This is a genomic window from Paenibacillus sp. FSL K6-1330, from assembly GCF_037976825.1.
Lineage (GTDB): Bacteria > Bacillota > Bacilli > Paenibacillales > Paenibacillaceae > Paenibacillus_AQ.
The window spans coordinates 4,805,947-4,825,723 of the sequence record NZ_CP150269.1 but is presented as its reverse complement, the minus strand read 5'-3'; the positions used below and the strand labels follow the sequence as shown (position 1 = coordinate 4,825,723).

Sequence of the window (19,777 nt, the reverse complement as noted above, 5' to 3'; positions counted from 1 at the left end):
TTTGTGACGGCGAGTGGCGAGTATTGTGAAGAGATAGAAGATACAGGAGGATCGACGAATCATGAAAGCAGAAATCATTGCAGTTGGAACCGAACTTCTCCTTGGACAGATTGTGAATACCAATGCACAGTATTTGTCCAGACAGCTTGCCTCAATGGGAATCGATGTGTACTATCAAACGGTTGTCGGGGATAACATGGAGAGGCTCAAGGAGACCTTGCGGCTGTCCAGCAGCAGAGCCGATATCGTGCTTCTGTCCGGCGGCCTGGGCCCCACACAGGATGACCTGACGAAGGATGCGCTCGCATCCTTTCTGAATCGTTCATTGCATATTGATCGGATGGCTATGGACCGGATCGAACGTTTCTTCCAAGAACGGGGATCCGTAATGACCGAGAACAATCGGCGACAGGCCCTGGCTATCGAGGGAGGGACTCCCCTTCCGAACGAAACAGGCCTCGCCGTCGGGAACGCGGTATCGTATGAAGGCACTCATTATATTGTGTTGCCGGGACCGCCGAAAGAACTGATGCCGATGTTTGAGCAGGAGGCCAAGCCTTGGCTTCTGCAGCATGTGCTTACGGGAGAGCTTCCCATCTATTCGAAGATGCTCAAATTCGCAGGCATCGGGGAGTCCGCGCTTGATAAGCGCCTGGAAGACCTGATTACGGCCCAGACCGATCCGACGATTGCATTGTATGCCAAGGAAGGGGAGGTCACCGTCCGAATCTCCACGAAGGCCTCCAGCGAGGCTGAGGCGATGGTCCGGTTGAATGAACTGGAAGCCCGGATCCAGGAGAGAGGCCCTGAGTTTATGTATGCTAACGAGGATGTGCCCATTGAGAAGGTTATCGTGGATATGATGGCAGATCATAGCTGGACGCTGAGCGCCGCGGAGAGCTGCACGGGAGGCCTTGTAGCGGAGACGCTGACCTCCATCCCCGGCAGCGCATCGATGTTCCTTGGCGGGATCGTCTGTTACACTAACCAGATCAAGGAGAAGCTTGTGCATATCCCGCATGCGCTGCTTGAGGGGGATGATGCGCCGGGAGCCGTCAGTGCGGAGGTTGCCGAAGCGCTTGCAGATCATGTTCGGATGGTAACCGACAGCGACTTTGGTTTATCGGTAACGGGCGTAGCAGGTCCAGGGTACGCTGAACGCAAGCCTATAGGTCTTGTTTACATCGGATTGTCTCAACGGGGAAAAGAAACAGAAGTGTATGAGCTGCACCTCCAGGGTAACCGTGAGACGATCCGACTCCGTGCGACGAAGGCGCTGCTCTACCGGCTTTGGCAGCGTCTTGTTGCCTCCAAACAAGATTAATTTTGCGAAAATAGAGATATCCGCTTTTCAAAAAAAGTAAATAATTTACACCTTGCTTGGTACCTCTTCTTGAATTAACGAACAGTTCCAAGTATAATGGGAAATACGGAAGAACCGTGGCATATCGAATGATGTTGCCACGGTTCTTGTTCTTTATACATAGGGGATGGAGCATATACCGGAAGGGGCGTTGAATAAAAAAAACGAATGTATGTTCGAAAAAAAGCTTGGCAAACGTGTCAAAACAAGGTATGATATGACTATCAACAGTGAAGGGTTGTGGAACAATTGTCAGATCGTCGTGCTGCGCTGGAAATGGCGCTTCGTCAGATAGAGAAACAGTTCGGAAAAGGTTCCATCATGAAACTGGGTGAATCCACCCACATGCAAGTTGAGATTGTGCCGAGCGGATCGTTGGCATTGGATATAGCTTTAGGAACCGGCGGCTTGCCTAGAGGCCGGATTATTGAAGTGTATGGACCGGAATCCTCCGGTAAAACAACAGTGGCCCTCCATGCTATTGCGGAAGTTCAGAGGGCTGGTGGACAGGCTGCATTTATCGATGCCGAGCATGCTCTGGATCCATCGTATGCAAGCAAACTGGGCGTTAATATTGATGAATTGCTGCTCTCCCAACCGGACACGGGTGAGCAGGCGTTGGAAATTGCGGAAGCTCTGGTACGCAGTGGTGCAGTGGATGTCATCGTTATTGACTCGGTTGCTGCGCTTGTTCCAAAAGCTGAAATTGAAGGCGACATGGGGGACTCCCACGTGGGTCTGCAAGCTCGTCTGATGTCCCAGGCTCTTCGTAAATTGTCGGGTGCTATTAATAAATCGAAAACGATTGCCATCTTTATCAACCAGCTTCGTGAGAAGGTTGGTGTTATGTTTGGTAACCCTGAGACGACTCCAGGCGGACGTGCTCTGAAGTTCTACTCGACGGTTCGTTTGGATGTGCGTCGAATTGAGAGCATCAAGATGGGGAACGATGTGGTGGGTAACCGCACACGGATTAAGGTTGTTAAGAACAAGGTAGCGCCACCTTTCAAACAGGCTGAGCTTGATATTATGTACGGTGAAGGCATCTCTAGAGAGGGAAGCCTAATCGATATCGGAACGGACCTCGATATCGTGGATAAGAGTGGTGCATGGTATTCTTATGCAGGTGACCGTCTTGGCCAAGGACGTGAGAATGCGAAGCAATTCTTGAAGGAGAATCCGGAGATTGCTAGTGTTATCGAGAACAAAATCCGTGAAGCGAGCAATCTGACTACGGCTGTTCCTGAGCCTTCCGAGAAGGATAAGGAACAAGAGGAAATAGAAGAGCAAGAGTTGTTTAAAGTAGAGTAGTAAATTGCTGGTTAACGATTAAGTGTTGAGGACTGTCCGGTGTTTGTAACACCAGACGGTCTTCTTTGCATTTATCCAGAATTGAGAGTCAGTCTTGGTTATTTTACTCAGGATGGCGCGGTAGTGAGAGGAGCGACATATGAAAGAAGAGAATAAAGAAATGTCGGAGCAGGCAGAATCATCAGGTATTGAGCATTTTCCGGCTCACGAGGATTTGGTTGTAACTTCAGTCGAAATGCTGAAAAAGCCCAAACACCGATACCAAATCGCGTTTGGTCCGTACCTCATGACCGTTCATGAAGATGTGATGCTGAAATACCGGATGTTCAAGGGAAATGTTTTTCGCAAGGAAGAGCTGGAAGAAATTATCGTGGCCGATGAGCGACAGCGGGCTTACGTAGAGGCGCTGAATCATCTGGCCAGGAAACCAAGAACAGCCAAGGAGATCACCCAGCGTCTGCAGCAAAAAGGTTTCGAGCCGAGCAGCGTAGAGACAACGCTGGAGCGCCTGGAGAAGGACAAGCTGATTGATGACGCGTTATACGCCAAGATGTGGACGGAGCAGCGCATGACGAGCCATAAGAAGGGACGGCTGTGGGTCAAACAGGAGCTGAGACAGAAGGGAATCGGCACGGAGCTGATCTCCGAGGCATTGGGCGAGATCAGTGCAGATGCCGAATTGGAGAGCGCGCTCGCCGTGGGACGGAAAAAATGGCAGCAAACCCATGGGGAGATGCTGGATCGCAAACGTAAAACGGGAGCATATTTAATGCGTAGGGGCTTCGGCGGGGACCAGGTGCGTCAGGTACTCAAACGTCTGGTCGATGAGGATCAGCAACAGGGCGAGTGGGACGATGGGCTGGAAGATTTCGAATAAAGGGCAAATTGGGCACTTTTTCGTGAAAGAAATGGTTTCGTTGGATGAAACTGACGTTTACCCATTGCTTTCCCTTGACAATATCTTTTTATAAATACTAAAATAAATATGAATCTTTTTATCATAAATTAGAATCCTTTTTCCTTCCAAAAAAGTGACTACTTTGTGAAAGATTCTTAAATCGCCAATTCATAGTGAAATGTATTCCGCTGGTTAAGGCGGAATTTGCGTACGTGATACGGCGTTCGCAGTATGGACGGCAGCTTCCACTGCCGGAAAATTTTATGTATGAATGAGTAACCTGACAATTGCACATTTCCCAAGGAATGCCTTGGAGGAACCAACGAGGAGGTGATCAGATGCATCCAATTTGGTGGATCATAATCGTTCTCGTTGTAGCCGCTATATTCTTTGGGTTCGGTTATTTTATTCGCAAATCCCTTGCAGAAGCTAAAATTTCCAGTGCCGAGCATGCCGCTTTGCAGATCGTAGAAAGTGCGAAGAAGGAAGCAGAAGCATTGAAGAAAGAAACGGTTCTTGAAGCTAAAGACGAAGTTCATAAAATCAGAGCCGAAGCTGAAAAAGACACTCGTGAGCGCCGGAATGAAATTCAACGGCAGGAGCGCAGATTGTTGCAAAAGGAAGAGTCGCTGGATAAAAAAATAGAATCTTTGGAACGTAAAGAAGAACAAGTGGCGAACAAAGAGAAACGAATAGAAGAGACCCAGCAGCAAATCGATGCCATTTACAAGAAACAAACGACAGAATTGGAGCGCATCTCCAACCTGTCGATGGAGGATGCCCGCAGCATTATTCTCAGTAATGTTGAGCAGGAAGTTCGTCATGAAACCGCTCAGATGATTAAAGAAATCGAGCAGCAGGCGAAGGAAGAGGCAGATAAGAAATCACGCGAGATCATCACGCTGGCTATTCAACGCTGTGCGGCTGATCACGTAGCTGAGACCACGGTATCTGTAGTCACCTTGCCGAATGAAGAAATGAAGGGCCGGATTATCGGACGTGAAGGCCGAAACATTCGTGCGCTTGAGACCCTTACAGGGATTGACCTTATTATCGATGATACTCCGGAAGCTGTTATTCTCTCCGGTTTTGATCCGATTCGCCGTGAAATTGCCCGTACAGCTTTGGAAAAGCTAGTGGCAGACGGACGGATTCATCCGGCTCGTATCGAAGAAATGGTGGAGAAATCCCGCAAGGAAGTGGACGAACGCATTCGCGAGTACGGAGAACAAGCCACTTTCGAGGTTGGCGTTCACGGTTTGCATCCAGATTTGATCAAAATTCTGGGTCGACTGAAATTCCGTACAAGCTATGGACAAAATGTGTTGAAACACTCCATGGAAGTGGCCTATTTGACTGGCCTGATGGCCGGCGAATTGGGCGAAGACATCGTGCTTGCGAAACGGGCAGGACTGTTGCATGACATCGGTAAAGCGCTGGATCATGAAGTGGAAGGATCGCACGTTGAAATCGGCGTGGAGCTGGCGAAGAAGTATAAGGAACATCCGGTGGTTATCAACAGCATTGCCTCTCATCACGGTGATTGTGAAGCAACTTCGGTTATTGCCATGCTGGTTGGCGCAGCTGACGCATTGTCTGCTGCCAGACCGGGAGCACGCAGAGAGACGCTTGAGACGTATATCCGTCGTCTTGAGAAGCTCGAAGAAATTTCCGAATCCTTTGAAGGCGTTGAGAAATCCTATGCCATTCAAGCAGGACGTGAAGTTCGTGTCATGGTACAGCCTGAGAAAATCGACGATGCTGAAGCATTCCGCTTGGCACGCGACATTACCAAAACGATTGAGAATGAACTGGATTATCCGGGTCATATCAAAGTCACCGTTATCCGGGAAACCCGAGCGGTGGATTACGCAAAATAGAGTTTGGACCTTAAAAAGTGGCCGCAATCCGGCCACTTTTTATCTTTGAAATTTCCGAAAATACAGTTCGGACATTTATGAATCGGGAACGGTCTTGCCGGGAATCAGGACAAGCATCCCTGAAGGAGTGATTGACATCAACGTATTATTCATCGGAGACATTGTCGGCAGTACAGGTCGTAAAGCTTTGAAGGCTTCCCTTCCGGAGCTGAAGTCCAAATATAATCCGCACATCATTATTGCCAATGGGGAGAATGCAGCTTCAGGACGCGGCATTACCTCGGCCATAGCCAATGAATTTTTTAATTGGGGCATTCATGGCATCACCTTGGGAAACCACACGTGGGATAACAAGGATATTTTTGAGTTTATCGATGATGAGCCTCGCATGATTCGTCCGGCAAACTTTCCGCCCGGCACACCGGGCCGCGGATACACGATCATCAAAGGGAACGGCAAACAGCTAGCGATTGTGAATTTACAGGGACGAACATTCCTGCCAGCGATCGATTGCCCGTTTCGTGCAGCCGATGACATTGTGGATGAACTTCTCCAGAAGACGAAGTGCATTCTGGTGGACTTCCATGCAGAGGCAACCTCGGAGAAGATTGCCATGGGATGGCATCTGGAAGGCCGCGCCTCGATGGTGGTTGGAACGCACACCCACGTACAAAGCAATGACGACACCATACTGCCTGGAGGAACAGCTTATATTACGGATACCGGCATGGTCGGTTCCAAGGAAGGCATCCTCGGCATGCAGCGCGATGCGGTAATGTATAAGTTCAAGACCCAGCTTCCTGCTCGTTTCCAGGTCGACGAAGGCAAATGGCAGTTCCATGCCGTATGCGTGGATATGGATGAGGAAACGGGAAGAGCCCGGAAGATACAGAAAATCCGCATGTACGAAGACGAATGGCGGATGGATTAAAAAAGGCGGAATCCGTTTAATTAAATTAGGAACGGATGGTAAAAAGCAGGAATTTTTTCCCCTCTCACGAATAACATCTAGTAAGCGGAAGCAAACCATCACTCAACATTCCCAGGGGAGGTACTTACCATGGAAGTATTAAAAGTTTCAGCAAAATCCAATCCTAATTCAGTTGCAGGGGCGCTCGCTGGAGTTCTTAGGGAGCGAGGCGGGGCGGAACTGCAAGCGATTGGGGCGGGAGCACTGAACCAGGCCATTAAAGCGGTAGCGATTGCCCGGGGATTTGTAGCACCGAGCGGGGTGGATTTGATTTGTATCCCTGCTTTTACGGATATTGTGATTGATGGCGAAGACCGGACGGCAATTAAATTGATCGTAGAACCTAGATAAATTTCGAATGTTGAGGTATTAGCCTGTTTACTCTCCTTGGTGTAAACAGGCTTTTTGCTGTGATAAGTTTAGAAGGGAGATGAATGGCGCGATGCGGACGGTTGATTTTCACTGTGATGTTTTGAGCAAAATGTGGGAAGATTCCCAAGCCTCCTTTGTGGATGACCCGCATTTGGATGTAACGCTGCAGCGCATGGAGGAGGGCGATCTGGCCCTTCAGGTGTTCGCTGTTTTTTTATCGGAGAAATGGGGGAGACCTTCCTTTGAACGGGTGCTGGGACAAATAGATACTTACCGCAGACGCATTGTTAAACCGGGTCATCTGAAGCCACTGCTCTGGCGAGAACAAGTCCAGGAGTTCGGACAACGGAAGAATGGACGATACGGCGTTCTGTCGCTGGAAGGCGTTGACGGGCTGGAGGGGAATCTGTATTACGTCCAGCTCTTGTATGAGATGGGCGTTCGTTTTATGGGGATTACCTGGAATTATGCGAACTGGGCTGCAGATGGAGCATTGGAGCAGCGAAATGGGGGATTCACAGAACGGGGGCGTCAACTGGTAGAGCTATGCAATTCGACAGGTATTATTCTGGATGTGTCCCATCTGTCCCAAGCTGGCTTCTGGGAGCTCGCGGAGCTGACCAAGCGACCCATTATCGCCTCGCATTCCAATGCGTACTCCGTCTGCCAGCATCCCCGGAATTTGAATGATGAACAGATAAGGGCATTAATCGCGCTAAACGGGATGATCGGAATCACGTTTGTGCCCTGGTTTATCCGCAGCGGTGTAGAGCGTGTCAAGCCGGAGGACGTATTGCCGCACATCGAGAAAATTTGTGAGATGGGCGGAGAGAAGCACATCATGTTTGGTTCGGATTTCGACGGGATTGATCAATGGGTAGCCGGACTTGAGCATCCGGGCCAGTATTCGGATTTTCAGGAGCTGCTGCTTAAACATTATCCTGAATCGATGGTCAAGGGCTGGATGTCGGAGTATGCCCTCCGTTTTCTTGAGCAGAATTTACCTTCATTGTCAACTCAAGCATAGTAACCTTTCGCATAACGACCATGATTCGAGGATAACTTTGACAATCCTGTTGCAGATTGCTCATGAAACGGAAGAAGGCGGCCTGAATCACCCGGGTTGCCTTTTTATTTTTGGGTAATAGAGAGTATAATAGGTGATGGCATGTACAGCATATAGAGAAAAACAAGGAGTGAGACAGATGAGTAAAACTGTACCTGTGGGTGTATCCGCCCGCCATATTCATTTAACCCAAGAGCATATTGAGGCATTGTTCGGCCCTGGATATCAGCTTACAGAGTTCAAACCATTGTCCCAACCAGGACAATTCGCAGCCAACGAAACGGTAGCGGTCATTGGAACGAAGGGACAATTCGATAAAGTAAGAATTTTGGGACCTGCACGTCCTGCAACCCAGCTGGAAATTTCCCGCACGGATTCCTTCGCCATCGGTGTGAAAGCACCCGTACGCGAATCCGGAAACATCGCCGGTACCCCGGGTATCACGATTAAAGGCCCGGCAGGTGAAGTAACGGTGGACGAAGGTGTTATCGTAGCTGCTCGTCACATTCACTTCCATACGTCCGTTGCGGATCAATGGGGGATTAAAGACAAGGATCTGCTGAAGGTACGCTTAGGCGGCGAACGCGGTCTTGTACTGGAGAATGTCATTGCCCGCGTATCCGATAATTTTGCGCTCGACATGCACATCGATACCGATGAAGCTAACGCTGCTGGCGCCAAAACCGGAGACACTGCTGAAATTATTGATTAATCCATAGCTTCAGTAAACCTTTATGAACATACTGTATGTGTCACGCATGTGCTGCTGTTAAGCGATCACAGCTGGAAGAGCCTGAGTCGATTCACTTCGATTTCAGGCTCTTTTTTGAAATTTCCCAAGGGTTTAATGTTTCTGGAAGCCAATTTGAAGGAAAAAGTTCATCTGTTAAGGTTTAGCCTCAATAACGCCAGGGTGGTAGCTTAGGCAATAAGATCATGATATAATTTAAAACAGTGCCTAATTAGAGGTAGTTCAAAAAGTCATCTTTTGATAAGAAAACCGATCGAGGCAAATTCAAGGCTGAGCGACCACGATTCGGAAGTAGGTTTTCTTGCGATATAGAATTTCATCAACTCCGTTGATAACTTATAAATCCTATATCTAACACGAAGCAGCACATGAAGCTTAATCGACATCGAATATTGAATTCAGCCGGGCCTTCCGGTGCTCACGTAGGTTTTGCCTACGCTCCGCTCCTCAGTCCCTAGCTTCATCCAACCTTCTCGGTGCTGAAAACCTGACTTTTTGAACACGTACTATCTAAGATATTTTGTCATGTAAACCAAAGATTTTGCGGATCTAAGGAGTGACCAAGCATGTCCAAAGAAAGTAAGGACTACTCCAAGTATTTTGATTTTTCAGGAGCCAAAGTTCTCTCGGAAGATGAACACGGGAAGAGAATTCGCATCAATGGCCGGGAAATCAACATCCTTTCGGAGCCTAATCATAGACAGGAAAAACAGCGCGGCAAGCAGAGTGTCGAAGTATTGTATGATACCGAGCTGCCGGAAGAGTTCCGAAGCATCGGAGCTGGCAAGCATTATATTGTGTATACGTTCGGATGTCAGATGAATGAGCATGATTCCGAGACGATTAAGGGATTACTGGAGCAGATGGGCTACCAGGCAACCGAGGATCGGAAGCAGGCGGACATCATTTTGCTCAATACATGTGCCATTCGTGAAAATGCGGAGGACAAAGTGTTTGGCGAACTCGGCCACCTGAAGCATTTGAAGATCGAAAAGCCGGATATGCTGCTTGGGGTTTGCGGCTGTATGTCGCAGGAAGAATCGGTTGTTAATCGAATTCTTCAAAAGCATGGCTTCGTGGACTTGATCTTTGGTACGCACAACGTACATCGTCTGCCTCACCTTATTCAGGAAGCGCTCTTCAGCAAGGAAATGGTGGTTGAAGTGTGGTCCAAGGAGGGCGACATTGTTGAGAATCTTCCGAAGAAGAGAGAAGGTCTCCGCGGCTGGGTCAACATTATGTACGGCTGTGATAAATTCTGTACATATTGCATCGTTCCATACACTCGCGGCAAGGAACGCAGCCGGCGTCCGGAGGATGTCATTGCTGAGGTTCGTGAATTGGCCCGGCAAGGGTATAAGGAAATTACGCTGCTCGGTCAGAACGTGAACGCCTACGGCAAGGATTTTGAAGATATCGAGTATCGTTTCGGCGATCTGATGGATGATATTCACAAGATCGATATCCCACGTATTCGCTTCACGACATCCCATCCAAGGGATTTCGACGATCATCTGATCGCAGTGCTGGCGAAGGGTGGCAACCTGGTCGAGCATATTCATCTGCCGGTACAGTCGGGCAGCTCCGAAGTGCTCAAAAAAATGAGCCGCAAATATACACGCGAGACGTATTTGGAACTGGCCCATAAAATTAAGAAGGCAATTCCCAATGTAGCGTTTACCACCGACATTATTGTCGGGTTCCCCGGTGAAACTGATGAGCAGTTTGAGGAGACGCTGTCTCTTGTGCGAGAAGTAGGTTATGATGCTGCTTATACGTTCATCTATTCTCCTCGCCAAGGAACACCGGCTGCAGTGATGGAGGATAATGTACCGATGGAGGTCAAGAGCGAGCGACTTCAACGTTTGAATGCAGCCATTAGTGAGTACAGCCGCCAGAGCAATGATAGGCTGCTTGGCGCTACGGTGGAGGTCCTTGTAGAAGGTGTCAGCAAGAACAATGATTCCATGCTGTCGGGACGCACACGCACGAATAAGCTGGTTCATTTCGAAGGCTCAGCGGATCTCATAGGCAGCTTTGTGAATGTACGAATTACGGATACGAAGACCTGGTATATCAAAGGGGATATGATCCCGAACACGATTCCTGCCTCGGATGCGGTATAATAGAGAAGCACAGCATTCAAATGCAGCATTGGGCTGCGAGCAGAATGCGGCTGGTGCTGCATATTCCCATATAGATGATGAAGAATTGGAGCGATGAACCTTGGCACATGATCATGTTCGTACGAACACATACGGTATGTCAACTTACAACACGCGTGAATTGATTATACGTGACGATATTTTAGCAAAAGCCGGCGAGCTGGCTGAATTAATATCCACCAGTGAAGAAGTTCAGATGTTTAAGCAGGCCGAAGAGAAGATCCAGAACCACGAACGGGTTCAAAACCTGATTAAAACCATTAAGAAAAAGCAAAAAGAAATCGTAGCCTTTGAATCGTTCCAGAACAAGGATATGGTTGCCAAAATCGAACGGGAGATCGAGGAACTGCAAGAGGAAATTGACGGTATTCCGCTCGTGATGGAATTCCAGCAAAGTCAAAGCGATATTAATTATCTTCTTCAGCTGGTTGTGTCCGTGATTCATGATACCGTTTCGGAAAAAGTGAATGTGGAAACAGGAAAAGATACGCCGCCAAGCAGCTGCGGATAGATAAAACGAGGTGCGGAATGGTTCCGCACCTTTTCTATTCTTGCTGCATTATGCACAGAATGAGAATGAATAGGGCATAGTACACTTATAAAGAGGATGAGGTCAGGAAATCCTTGACATCATCTTTAAATATGTCATAATGAAATTATCAAAATAATAGTTATGGTGATGGAAATGACGGATCGCGAACAGGCGCCAAAGAGCAGTGCCAAGAAATACAGAACACCGGATGGTGTACCCGCCGATATCGTGATGTTTACCTTGACGAAGCGGGAACGGAAAACCTTCACCAAGACATTGCCCATACGTGAGCTTAAGGTGATGCTGATCAGGCGCAGATCATGGCCATGTGCGGGGATGTGGGCACTTCCCGGTGGATTTTGCCGTGAGAGTGAGTCTATTTACGATGCCGCCAAACGGGAACTGAAAGAAGAGACCGGGGTGGACGGCGGTCACTTGGAGTACTTGGGCGTATACAGCGCACCGGGACGGGATCCAAGGGGCTGGATCATCAGCCATGCATTCTATGCGTTGGTAGAAGAATGGATGCTGGAGCACCGCCAGGCTGCCGATGATGCGGAAGAGGTGGGTCTGTTTACTGTAGCGGAAGCTCTGGAGAAGCTGGAGCTTGCTTTTGACCACAGGGATATCATCATGGATGCTTACCGCAAGATTCAGCTGCAAATGCTGCAAACGACGATTGCCAGGCAGTTTTTACCGGAGCATTTTACACTGAGTGAGTTGTATCAGGTCATTCAGACCGTCGTGCCCGAGTTCAACGAGCCCAATTTCATCCGTAAAATCACATCGACCCGCAGCAGGCAGGGGATACTGGAAGAAGCCCGTGATGAGAACGGCAAGCCGCTAAATTCCAATCAATATTCCCAACGGCCGGCCCAATTGTATCGGTTTACGGATCATGCACCACTGCTATCGATTTATACGTAGGAATGGAATGGATTCACCCGCTGTTATTTTATCGATCACATTAATCATGTTGAAGAGGAGTGTGTGTCAGATGAAAGCCTTGATCGTGATAGATTTCACGAATGATTTCGTGGATGGCAATCTGCCTGTAGGCGAACCCGCCATCAACATTCAGAACACAATCGCGGAGCTAACCAAGTCATACAGTGATCGTGGTGATTTTGTTGTAATGGCCGTGGACCTGCATGAGCACAATGATGCTTATCATCCCGAAACCAAGCTGTTTCCTCCGCATAACATTCGGGGAACCCGGGGGCGGGAATTGTACGGTGAACTTCAGCAGGTATATGAGGAACGCAAGGACACCATTTATTGGATGGACAAAACGAGATACAGCGCATTTTGCGGTACGGATCTGAACCAGAAGCTGCGGGAACGCGGGATTACCGAAGTCGATCTCGTCGGAGTATGCACAGATATCTGCGTTCTGCATACTGCAGTGGATGCTTATAATTACGGATACCGGATTACGATTTATGAAGATGCCGTCGCGAGCTTTAATCCGGAGGGACACAAGTGGGCTTTAAGTCACTTTCAAGGCAGTCTCGGGGCATCGGTCGTGCGAAGTAAGGAACTTCTTAATCAATAGACAGCTTGAACCACCCGGAAGCCTAGTTGAACCGGGTAACAGTGGAGGATGATCGTGATGCTGACAGCAGGATTAGCACTACATACGGACAAATACCAGATCAACATGATGTACGCTCACTGGATTAATGGCTCTCATCGTACGCGTGCGGTGTTTGAGGCGTATTTCCGCAAGCTGCCATTCGGTAACGGATACGCGGTTTTTGCCGGTCTTGAACGGATTGTACATTATATTGAATCCTTGCGTTTCACGGAGGATGATATCGCGTATTTGGCCAAACAGGAAGAGAAGTATAAACCTGAATTTCTGGAGGAGCTTCGCCGGTTCCGTTTTCAAGGGAATATTCATTCCATGAAAGAGGGGGCGCTGGTATTCCCGAATGAGCCGCTCATTCGAGTTGAAGGGACCATTTTTGAAACACAGCTGGTTGAAACGGCACTCTTGAACTTCATGAACTTTCAAACCTTGATCGCCACCAAGGCGTCCCGTATCCGTCAGGTTGCCAGCGGCGATACCTTGCTGGAGTTTGGCACAAGACGTGCACAGGAAGCGGATGCGGCGGTTTGGGGCGCGCGTGCTGCGTATCTGGCCGGTTTCCATGCCACATCGAATATGCTGGCTGGCGAGAAGTTCGGAATCCCGACGAAAGGTACGCATGCGCATTCCTGGGTGCAGACCTTCCGGAGTGAGCAGGAGGCCTTTGATATTTTTGCCGAGGTGATGCCGGATCAAGTGACGCTGCTGGTGGATACCTTTGATACGTTAAAGAGCGGGATTCCCCATGCCATTGTAACAGCGAAGAAGCTGGAGGCTCAAGGGAAGCGGATGAATGCTATTCGTCTGGACAGCGGGGATTTGGCCTATCTGTCGATTCAGGCACGGAAGATGCTGGATGAGGCTGGTCTTCATTATGTTGGCATTGTGGCATCCAATGATCTGGATGAAGGAACGATTCTGGATCTCAAGGCACAGGGGGCTAAAGTGGATACTTGGGGCGTGGGTACCCAATTGATCACGGCAGCCGACCAGCCTGCGCTTGGAGGCGTCTATAAGCTCGTGGAGCGGGAAGTTGACGGCAAGATGGTGCCGACTCTCAAAATCTCGGGCAACCCGGAAAAAGTATCCACACCAGGCAAAAAAGAAGTATACCGCATCATATCCAAGGGAAGTGGTAAAGCGATAGCCGATTACATCTGCTTCCCGGAAGAAGAGATGCCGCCGGAAAACGGGAAATTAAAGCTGTTTAATCCGCTGCATCCTTACATGCGCAAGAATGTAAAGAATTTTGAAGCGGTGTCCATGCTTGAACCGGTGTTCCTGAATGGCGAACTGGTGTATGAGCTGCCGAAGCTTGAAGAGATTCGCAGCTATCATGATGCTCAGCTGGATCAGTTCTGGCCGGAGTATCTGCGGAAGCTTAATCCGGAAATATACCGCGTTAATCTGAGTGAAGAGGTCTGGGAAGTGAAACATCGGATGATGGCCGAGTTCATGGAACAGCATGAAGAGTAGGTTATAAAATACAGCAATGAAAAAGACGCTTTCCCAATCTTGCCGCTTGGCAGGAGAAGGGGCGTCTTTTTGTACTCGGCTATAGGTCAAGTCGATCCACTATACTTCCGTTGACGTCACGCGCGGTGAGATGAACCTTGTCCTTGTTCTCTAGCATGTCGGGCTGGCGTTCGTAATACCAAATGTACAAATCTTCACTGACATATGGCCTCAGTTGTTGGTAGGGTATGGTATGTGCCGGCTGACCATTTACATGAATCTGAATGGGTTCTGTGCTTCTATACAGGCCAAATACGAGTGATGAATCCATGCTTGTCTCCGAAAAAACGGATGGAGAAGAGGGATTCTCGGCAGAAGGGTATAATGTAGATACGGCGGACATATTCCATCCGAACCATCCTTTGGTATAGGTGGATAATTGTAGTCCCAGTCTAGATGTCACCACGAAAGAATAAGCCTTCTTTAATTCGGATTGTATGATTTTAGCATGATCAATGCTGAAAGGTGTTTCAAGAAAAGCATGTTTCTCGTTGAATACCGCCGCTTCGATCGAGCGGTGTGTGCTTGTGTATTCGTAGCTGTTATCAAAATGAAGAGGAGGCCGATTAGTACGTACACTTTGAGACCAGGCCGGGTAATTAAAGGGAAAACCCAGAAGACTAGTCTAAACAGCGTTAGAACGAGACCCAAGCTTAGAAAGAAAACGAGAAACGAGCCGGCAATGCCCCCTGATTGTGTATGTATCCCAAGGAATCCAAAAACCTGGCTGATCGGTTTATAGATGACCGGTAACAAAAGTAGTGTCACCAGGGTGAGCAAGAACGAGAAGCGGTAGGATCTACGTTTAGATCCATGATCAAAATGAGTCATAACGTGGATTTCAACTCCTGCTGATAATTTTTTTATGAAAGTATTCTTTTTCCATAATAACATAATTCTGATTATAAAGGACGATACTGGATCGTTTCTCGGGAAAGCGCATAAGTCGCCATATTTCGAGAGCATGTATAAAGCTTCGACATATTCATAGTGCAGATCCAAATTGCTTTACAGCACCTAAACTAACCCAAGGAGTGATATGTGTGGACAACGAAACCGAATTTCAGGCCTACGTGCTGCGTCAAGATGAGCAAGGGGTTCGCGGCAGTGTGGAGAACATGAGGTTGAAGCAGCTGCCCGAAGGTGACGTTATTGTGCGGGTATTATACAGCGGGGTCAACTATAAAGACGGTCTAGCCAGCATACCGGAGGGGAAAATTGTCCGCCGGTACCCGTTCATTCCGGGTATTGATCTGGCAGGGACGGTTATGCATTCCGCTCATGCTGATTACAAGGAAGGTGATGGCGTTCTCTGTACCGGTTATGAATTAGGGGTATCTCATGAAGGTGGGTTCAGCCAGTACGCACGGGTTAAGGGAGAATGGCTCGTCCCGTTGCCGCAGGGTTTGTCCCCGCGTGATGCGATGGCTATCGGAACCGCAGGTTTTACGGCTGCATTATCGATAGAGGCCTTGATAGGGAATGGACTGCGACAGGAACAGGGGGCCGTTCTAGTTACGGGGGCAACAGGGGGCGTGGGCAGCTTCGCGGTCTCCATCCTCAGTCAATTAGGCTATAGCGTAACAGCATCCACAGGCAAATCAAGTCAGAGGGACTGGCTCTTAAAGCTGGGAGCCCATGAAGTGATATCCAGGGAAGAGGCTGCGGCATCCTCCAGGGGGGCCATCTCTGCCGAGCGATGGGCAGCGGTGGTAGATCCGGTCGGTGGAAACCAATTGGGTTCACTGCTGAAAGGCGTGAAATACGGCGGGAGCGTCGCCGTTTCCGGCATGACGGGCGGCGGTGCTTTTGATTCGACGGTGTTTCCGTTTATCCTTAGGGGGATCAATCTTCTCGGAATCGATTCGGTGTATTGTCCTATGGCCTTCCGCCGATCGGTATGGTCGAAGCTGGCCGATGAATGGAAGCCGGCATCTGTTCTTCAAGAAGGAATTACAGAATACGGTCTACACGATCTGCCTGAAGTGCTGAACACCATTCTGCAGGGCAGGGCGGTTGGAAGAAGCGTCATCGCTCTATAATATTACCTTGATTTCTCATACGCATAATGTTCCTCATCCTCAGACATGCTAAGGGAAGGCAACCTCTGACACCTAAGGAAGGGTGAGTGAACATGAATTACCGCAGAATCGTTACCGCTTTATTGCTTTGTTCCATTCTTGCCATATCGGTCGGTTGTTCCAGGCAGGTGGCCAGGGACGAGGCGCGCTTATATAACATGAGGGCTTACGAGGAAGGTTCCAGGGAGGCCCGGATATCGGGGCGGGGCATGAATGGAAAATTCCTTGAGGATCTCCAGGCCTCATTCAATCAGGTGGGCATGCCGCTGACCAATGAAACCTATGCGGAGGACAACGTAGGCAACATCACGTATCAATACCGGATCAATTATGATGCAAGCCAGTTTATTACCGTGTATGTCTATCAGGATCAAGCGGCCAGGGAAAAAGGGATCAAGGAGATATACGGCGTTACAGAAGGGGATGCCAATGCGGCCGGCGGGCATAACCTGATCATGAGCGACAAGGAAACGTCCATCGTATATACGTCGACGGGCGACAAAACGGATAACTATTATGACCAGGTCAAAAAAATAGCGCCCTCCCTGCTTGCCAAACATCAACGACGCGCCAGCAGTTAGAGTGGAGAGAAGTAGCTGTCCATAAGTAGGTTTGCTCACTTGACGGGCGGTTCGTCAGATAAAAAATGTGTCAAATGAAGAAATGGCGGTGCTCAGGATATTATCCTTGCACCGCTATTTCTTGCTTTTCGGTCATTGTCGCTTGCTTGAGTAGATTATGGGCAAGCGAAAGCCATCCGACATAGGCTCACTTTCGTCAGTCCTCGAAGCAGAAATATAAATAATAGTGTTCCAGTTTGACGTAGGAACGAAAACGATTGATGGTACGGAAGTCGTTCCAAGAAATTTGGGGGCAACAGCGATGGGAGGAACGATTCGTACACGGAGCGTCTCCTAACAGAAAAAGGGGGCATCCCGCCAGATTTAAGAACTTTTGGGACACCCTCTTTAGCATGTTAAATTCGCTGTTATTATGATTTGTGTTTATCCAGCTCATATTTGATGTGCCGCAGCTCAGGCAGCAGAATCCGGTTCATCGCAAGTTTTACAGCTCCGGTCGAACCTGGCATCGAGAAGACGGCTGTGTGGCTTAGCGTGCCGCCGATCGCGCGGCTCAAAATGGCCGCAGACCCAATATCCTCCGTAAAGCTTAGGAAGCGGAAGATCTCGCCGAATCCGGGGAGTTCCTTATCTAGCAGTGAAGATACGGCTTCATAGGTGGTATCCCGGCTCGATATGCCTGTACCGCCGGTTAGTAGGACGACATCAATCTCCGAATTGCTGACCGCGGAATAGATCGTTTCACGGATTATTTCATAGTCGTCTTGGACAATGCTGTAAGATACAACGGCATGCCCAGCTTCTTCAAGCAAGCCGATCATCAGTTTACCGCTCTTGTCCGTGTCCTTGGTCCGCGTGTCCGAGACCGTAATCACCTTACAGTTCACGGAAGCGGGGGATTGCTGTTTATGCTCTTGCGTTGAATTCATAGAAATGACATCTCCTGTAGTAGTTAATGGTAGTGAACTTGCAGTAGTCGGATGAAATGTAGTACACTCGCTAGCATAATCATGATGCACGCAAAGGAGTATGGAACGTGGAGCATGTAACACCCATTTATATTTTATCAGGTTTTCTTGGCAGTGGAAAAACGACATTGCTTAGCCGTCTCATTACCTGCTTCAAGCAGCAGGGCTTGCGGCCGGCCATTGTCATGAACGAAATCGGCGAGGTCAACATTGAAGGGCTTGTCGCCGGTGAAGAGGTACCAACGGCAGAGATGCTAAGTGGCTGTATTTGTTGTACCATTCGATCCGATTTATCATCTGAAATTGCGATGCTGATCCAGCGGGAACAGCCGGATGTCATCGTCATTGAAGCGACGGGGATCGCCAATCCGATGGAAATCCTGGACGCAGCGGCAGAAGCTTCTTTATACATGAGAATCGATGTGAAAAAGCTGATCACTGTCGTGGATGCCGCGCATCTGCTGCATTTGAATATAGAGCAGAAGGGGAAGACGTATCGTTTGATGCAGGAGCAGATTCGCGCCGCCTCGGCGCTCGTCCTCAATAAGATGGATCTGGTGAACGATCAGGACAAAGAGACGATTGAGCAGCTGGTTGAGCGTTGGAACCCGTATGCTCCGATTATCCCTGCGGTACGCTGCGACTTGAATTTTGAAGATCTGCTGCAGAGCGGTTCACATGGACAGAATGAGCATTCGCATGTACATGGTCGAGAGAACAGGGATGTCCATGAACATACATACAAGCAAGAGCACGCCAACAGCCATGAACATGCGCACAATCGTGACCATGCCGACAACCACGACCATGGTCATGCTCACGATTCTCATGATCATGTGATGTCGTACACCTACTATTTCAGCCATGCGGTAGACAGTGTGGAATTCGAGCGATTCATAGCTGGGCTGCCAAGGGATGTGTACCGGGCTAAAGGCATCCTCACCTTCAATGATACCAACAGCCGGTTTCTATTTCAGTACGCCTTCCGGGAATCCGATTTTATGAAAATTACGCCCCAGGGTCAAGTACCGGATGTGGTGGTATTTATCGGGGAGCACTTCCAGGAGTCGCTGCTGCGAGAGCAGCTTGAAATGCTGGAAGGGAAGATAAGTCGGGCATAAGTCACAGACTTGCCTGATCATTTTTGGGCAATTGTACTGGGGTCTTTCTGGCCCATGTTTGATTCAGAGGGCAGTTCAAAGTTTAATACAAAGGCATAGCGTAATAACTACAAGGAGGACCTACCCAATGTTAAATGAACTCAAATATAAAGAATGTATTGAAGCATGTCTCCAATGTATGAACGCTTGCAATGTATGCTATGTATCCTGTCTGAAAGAATACGAACTGGCCATGCTTCGTGATTGTATAACGCTCGACAGAGAGTGTGCCGATATATGCGCGTTTGCGGCTCAAGCCATGTCACGGAAAAGTCCTTACGTTAAGGAAATTTGCGAACTATGCATCAAGGCATGCCTGGCTTGTGCGGAAGAATGCGGGAAGCATGATCACGAGCACTGCAAACAATGTGCCGACGCATGCCGGAAATGTGCCGACGCATGCCGCGAAATGCTAAAGCACATGTAAGTTAACTATCGTAGTACGATATAACAAAGCCTGATTTCCGAAGCGGGAAATTAGGCTTTTTAGTTGTAAGTTGAGTGTCTTCAGGTTCGGTGAACTGACTTTTCTCCACGAGATCAACTGGAGGAATTTTACTAACTTCGTATTTT

Annotated in this window: 19 protein-coding genes; 17 read left to right on the top strand and 2 right to left on the bottom strand. The window is 48.7% G+C overall.

Features of this window, described 5'->3' with window-relative positions:
- Nucleotides 1-61: 61 nt before the first annotated feature.
- The 13 genes from NYE54_RS21780 to NYE54_RS21720 all read left to right on the top strand — a co-directional run bounded on the left by NYE54_RS21780 (nucleotide 62) and on the right by NYE54_RS21720 (nucleotide 14,375).
- Nucleotides 62-1,324 carry a competence/damage-inducible protein A gene (locus tag NYE54_RS21780; RefSeq protein WP_339266162.1) on the top strand — a complete coding sequence of 421 codons (1,263 nt, stop codon included), beginning with the start codon at nucleotides 62-64 and terminating at the stop codon, nucleotides 1,322-1,324.
- 288 nt (nucleotides 1,325-1,612) lie between these two features.
- Nucleotides 1,613-2,674, top strand: a complete 1,062-nt coding sequence (gene recA / locus NYE54_RS21775; protein WP_076324928.1) for a recombinase RecA — start codon at nucleotides 1,613-1,615, stop codon at nucleotides 2,672-2,674.
- 139 nt (nucleotides 2,675-2,813) lie between these two features.
- A complete protein-coding gene (locus NYE54_RS21770; protein ID WP_339266160.1) occupies nucleotides 2,814-3,551 on the top strand; it encodes a RecX family transcriptional regulator in 738 nt (245 codons plus the stop codon).
- Nucleotides 3,552-3,910: 359 nt separating this feature from the next.
- Nucleotides 3,911-5,452, top strand: coding sequence for a ribonuclease Y (gene rny, locus NYE54_RS21765; protein ID WP_076324926.1), 1,542 nt, complete (start codon nucleotides 3,911-3,913; stop codon nucleotides 5,450-5,452).
- Between the two features lie 136 nt (nucleotides 5,453-5,588).
- Entirely contained in the window at nucleotides 5,589-6,383 is a 795-nt protein-coding gene (locus NYE54_RS21760) for a TIGR00282 family metallophosphoesterase (protein WP_339273605.1), read from the top strand.
- Between the two features lie 129 nt (nucleotides 6,384-6,512).
- A complete protein-coding gene (locus NYE54_RS21755; RefSeq protein ID WP_006211249.1) occupies nucleotides 6,513-6,773 on the top strand; it encodes a stage V sporulation protein S in 261 nt (86 codons plus the stop codon).
- Between the two features lie 91 nt (nucleotides 6,774-6,864).
- Complete coding sequence (locus NYE54_RS21750; RefSeq protein ID WP_339266158.1) at nucleotides 6,865-7,821, top strand: dipeptidase; 957 nt, start codon at nucleotides 6,865-6,867, stop codon at nucleotides 7,819-7,821.
- A gap of 178 nt (nucleotides 7,822-7,999) precedes the next feature.
- Complete coding sequence (locus NYE54_RS21745; RefSeq protein ID WP_076324923.1) at nucleotides 8,000-8,572, top strand: phosphate propanoyltransferase; 573 nt, start codon at nucleotides 8,000-8,002, stop codon at nucleotides 8,570-8,572.
- Between the two features lie 605 nt (nucleotides 8,573-9,177).
- Entirely contained in the window at nucleotides 9,178-10,737 is a 1,560-nt protein-coding gene (gene miaB, locus NYE54_RS21740) for a tRNA (N6-isopentenyl adenosine(37)-C2)-methylthiotransferase MiaB (RefSeq protein WP_339266156.1), read from the top strand.
- Between the two features lie 100 nt (nucleotides 10,738-10,837).
- Entirely contained in the window at nucleotides 10,838-11,287 is a 450-nt protein-coding gene (locus NYE54_RS21735) for a YlbF family regulator (RefSeq protein ID WP_076324921.1), read from the top strand.
- 162 nt (nucleotides 11,288-11,449) lie between these two features.
- A complete protein-coding gene (locus NYE54_RS21730; protein WP_339266155.1) occupies nucleotides 11,450-12,235 on the top strand; it encodes an NUDIX domain-containing protein in 786 nt (261 codons plus the stop codon).
- 70 nt (nucleotides 12,236-12,305) lie between these two features.
- The gene (locus NYE54_RS21725) at nucleotides 12,306-12,863 is read left to right on the top strand and encodes an isochorismatase family cysteine hydrolase (RefSeq protein WP_076324920.1); all 558 of its coding nucleotides are present in this window, start codon (nucleotides 12,306-12,308) and stop codon (nucleotides 12,861-12,863) included.
- Nucleotides 12,864-12,920: 57 nt separating this feature from the next.
- A complete protein-coding gene (locus NYE54_RS21720; protein ID WP_339273603.1) occupies nucleotides 12,921-14,375 on the top strand; it encodes a nicotinate phosphoribosyltransferase in 1,455 nt (484 codons plus the stop codon).
- Between the two features lie 79 nt (nucleotides 14,376-14,454).
- On the opposite strand, the gene NYE54_RS21715 is transcribed toward NYE54_RS21720, so the two are convergent.
- Complete coding sequence (locus NYE54_RS21715; RefSeq protein WP_339266153.1) at nucleotides 14,455-14,820, bottom strand: hypothetical protein; 366 nt, start codon at nucleotides 14,818-14,820, stop codon at nucleotides 14,455-14,457.
- 637 nt (nucleotides 14,821-15,457) lie between these two features.
- Here NYE54_RS21715 and NYE54_RS21710 point away from each other — a divergent pair.
- Both NYE54_RS21710 and NYE54_RS21705 read left to right on the top strand, forming a co-directional pair.
- A complete protein-coding gene (locus tag NYE54_RS21710) occupies nucleotides 15,458-16,456 on the top strand; it encodes an acryloyl-CoA reductase (RefSeq protein ID WP_339266152.1) in 999 nt (332 codons plus the stop codon).
- 92 nt (nucleotides 16,457-16,548) lie between these two features.
- Complete coding sequence (locus tag NYE54_RS21705) at nucleotides 16,549-17,076, top strand: hypothetical protein (protein ID WP_076324916.1); 528 nt, start codon at nucleotides 16,549-16,551, stop codon at nucleotides 17,074-17,076.
- A 410-nt stretch (nucleotides 17,077-17,486) separates the two neighbouring features.
- Here the strand turns inward: NYE54_RS21705 and NYE54_RS21700 are convergent, their stop codons facing one another.
- Nucleotides 17,487-18,005, bottom strand: a complete 519-nt coding sequence (locus NYE54_RS21700) for a molybdenum cofactor biosynthesis protein B (RefSeq protein ID WP_339266151.1) — start codon at nucleotides 18,003-18,005, stop codon at nucleotides 17,487-17,489.
- A gap of 107 nt (nucleotides 18,006-18,112) precedes the next feature.
- On the opposite strand from NYE54_RS21700, the gene NYE54_RS21695 reads away from it, so the two are divergent.
- Both NYE54_RS21695 and NYE54_RS21690 read left to right on the top strand, forming a co-directional pair.
- On the top strand, nucleotides 18,113-19,165 hold the full coding sequence (locus NYE54_RS21695; protein ID WP_339266149.1) for a GTP-binding protein: 1,053 nt from the start codon (nucleotides 18,113-18,115) through the stop codon (nucleotides 19,163-19,165).
- 127 nt (nucleotides 19,166-19,292) lie between these two features.
- Entirely contained in the window at nucleotides 19,293-19,631 is a 339-nt protein-coding gene (locus NYE54_RS21690; RefSeq protein ID WP_076324913.1) for a four-helix bundle copper-binding protein, read from the top strand.
- Nucleotides 19,632-19,777: the final 146 nt, after the last annotated feature.

Excerpts from the sequence above, each read along its gene's own strand:
- NYE54_RS21780 (WP_339266162.1), top strand. The coding sequence starts at position 62 with ATGAAAGCAGAAATCATTGCAGTTGGAACCGAACTTCTCCTTGGACAG.
- NYE54_RS21770 (WP_339266160.1), top strand. The coding sequence starts at position 2,814 with ATGAAAGAAGAGAATAAAGAAATGTCGGAGCAGGCAGAATCATCAGGT.
- rny (WP_076324926.1), top strand. The coding sequence starts at position 3,911 with ATGCATCCAATTTGGTGGATCATAATCGTTCTCGTTGTAGCCGCTATA.
- NYE54_RS21755 (WP_006211249.1), top strand. The coding sequence starts at position 6,513 with ATGGAAGTATTAAAAGTTTCAGCAAAATCCAATCCTAATTCAGTTGCA.
- NYE54_RS21750 (WP_339266158.1), top strand. The coding sequence starts at position 6,865 with ATGCGGACGGTTGATTTTCACTGTGATGTTTTGAGCAAAATGTGGGAA.
- NYE54_RS21745 (WP_076324923.1), top strand. The coding sequence starts at position 8,000 with ATGAGTAAAACTGTACCTGTGGGTGTATCCGCCCGCCATATTCATTTA.
- miaB (WP_339266156.1), top strand. The coding sequence starts at position 9,178 with ATGTCCAAAGAAAGTAAGGACTACTCCAAGTATTTTGATTTTTCAGGA.
- NYE54_RS21730 (WP_339266155.1), top strand. The coding sequence starts at position 11,450 with ATGGTGATGGAAATGACGGATCGCGAACAGGCGCCAAAGAGCAGTGCC.
- NYE54_RS21725 (WP_076324920.1), top strand. The coding sequence starts at position 12,306 with ATGAAAGCCTTGATCGTGATAGATTTCACGAATGATTTCGTGGATGGC.
- NYE54_RS21720 (WP_339273603.1), top strand. The coding sequence starts at position 12,921 with ATGCTGACAGCAGGATTAGCACTACATACGGACAAATACCAGATCAAC.
- NYE54_RS21705 (WP_076324916.1), top strand. The coding sequence starts at position 16,549 with ATGAATTACCGCAGAATCGTTACCGCTTTATTGCTTTGTTCCATTCTT.
- NYE54_RS21700 (WP_339266151.1), bottom strand. The coding sequence starts at position 18,005 with ATGAATTCAACGCAAGAGCATAAACAGCAATCCCCCGCTTCCGTGAAC.
- NYE54_RS21690 (WP_076324913.1), top strand. The coding sequence starts at position 19,293 with ATGTTAAATGAACTCAAATATAAAGAATGTATTGAAGCATGTCTCCAA.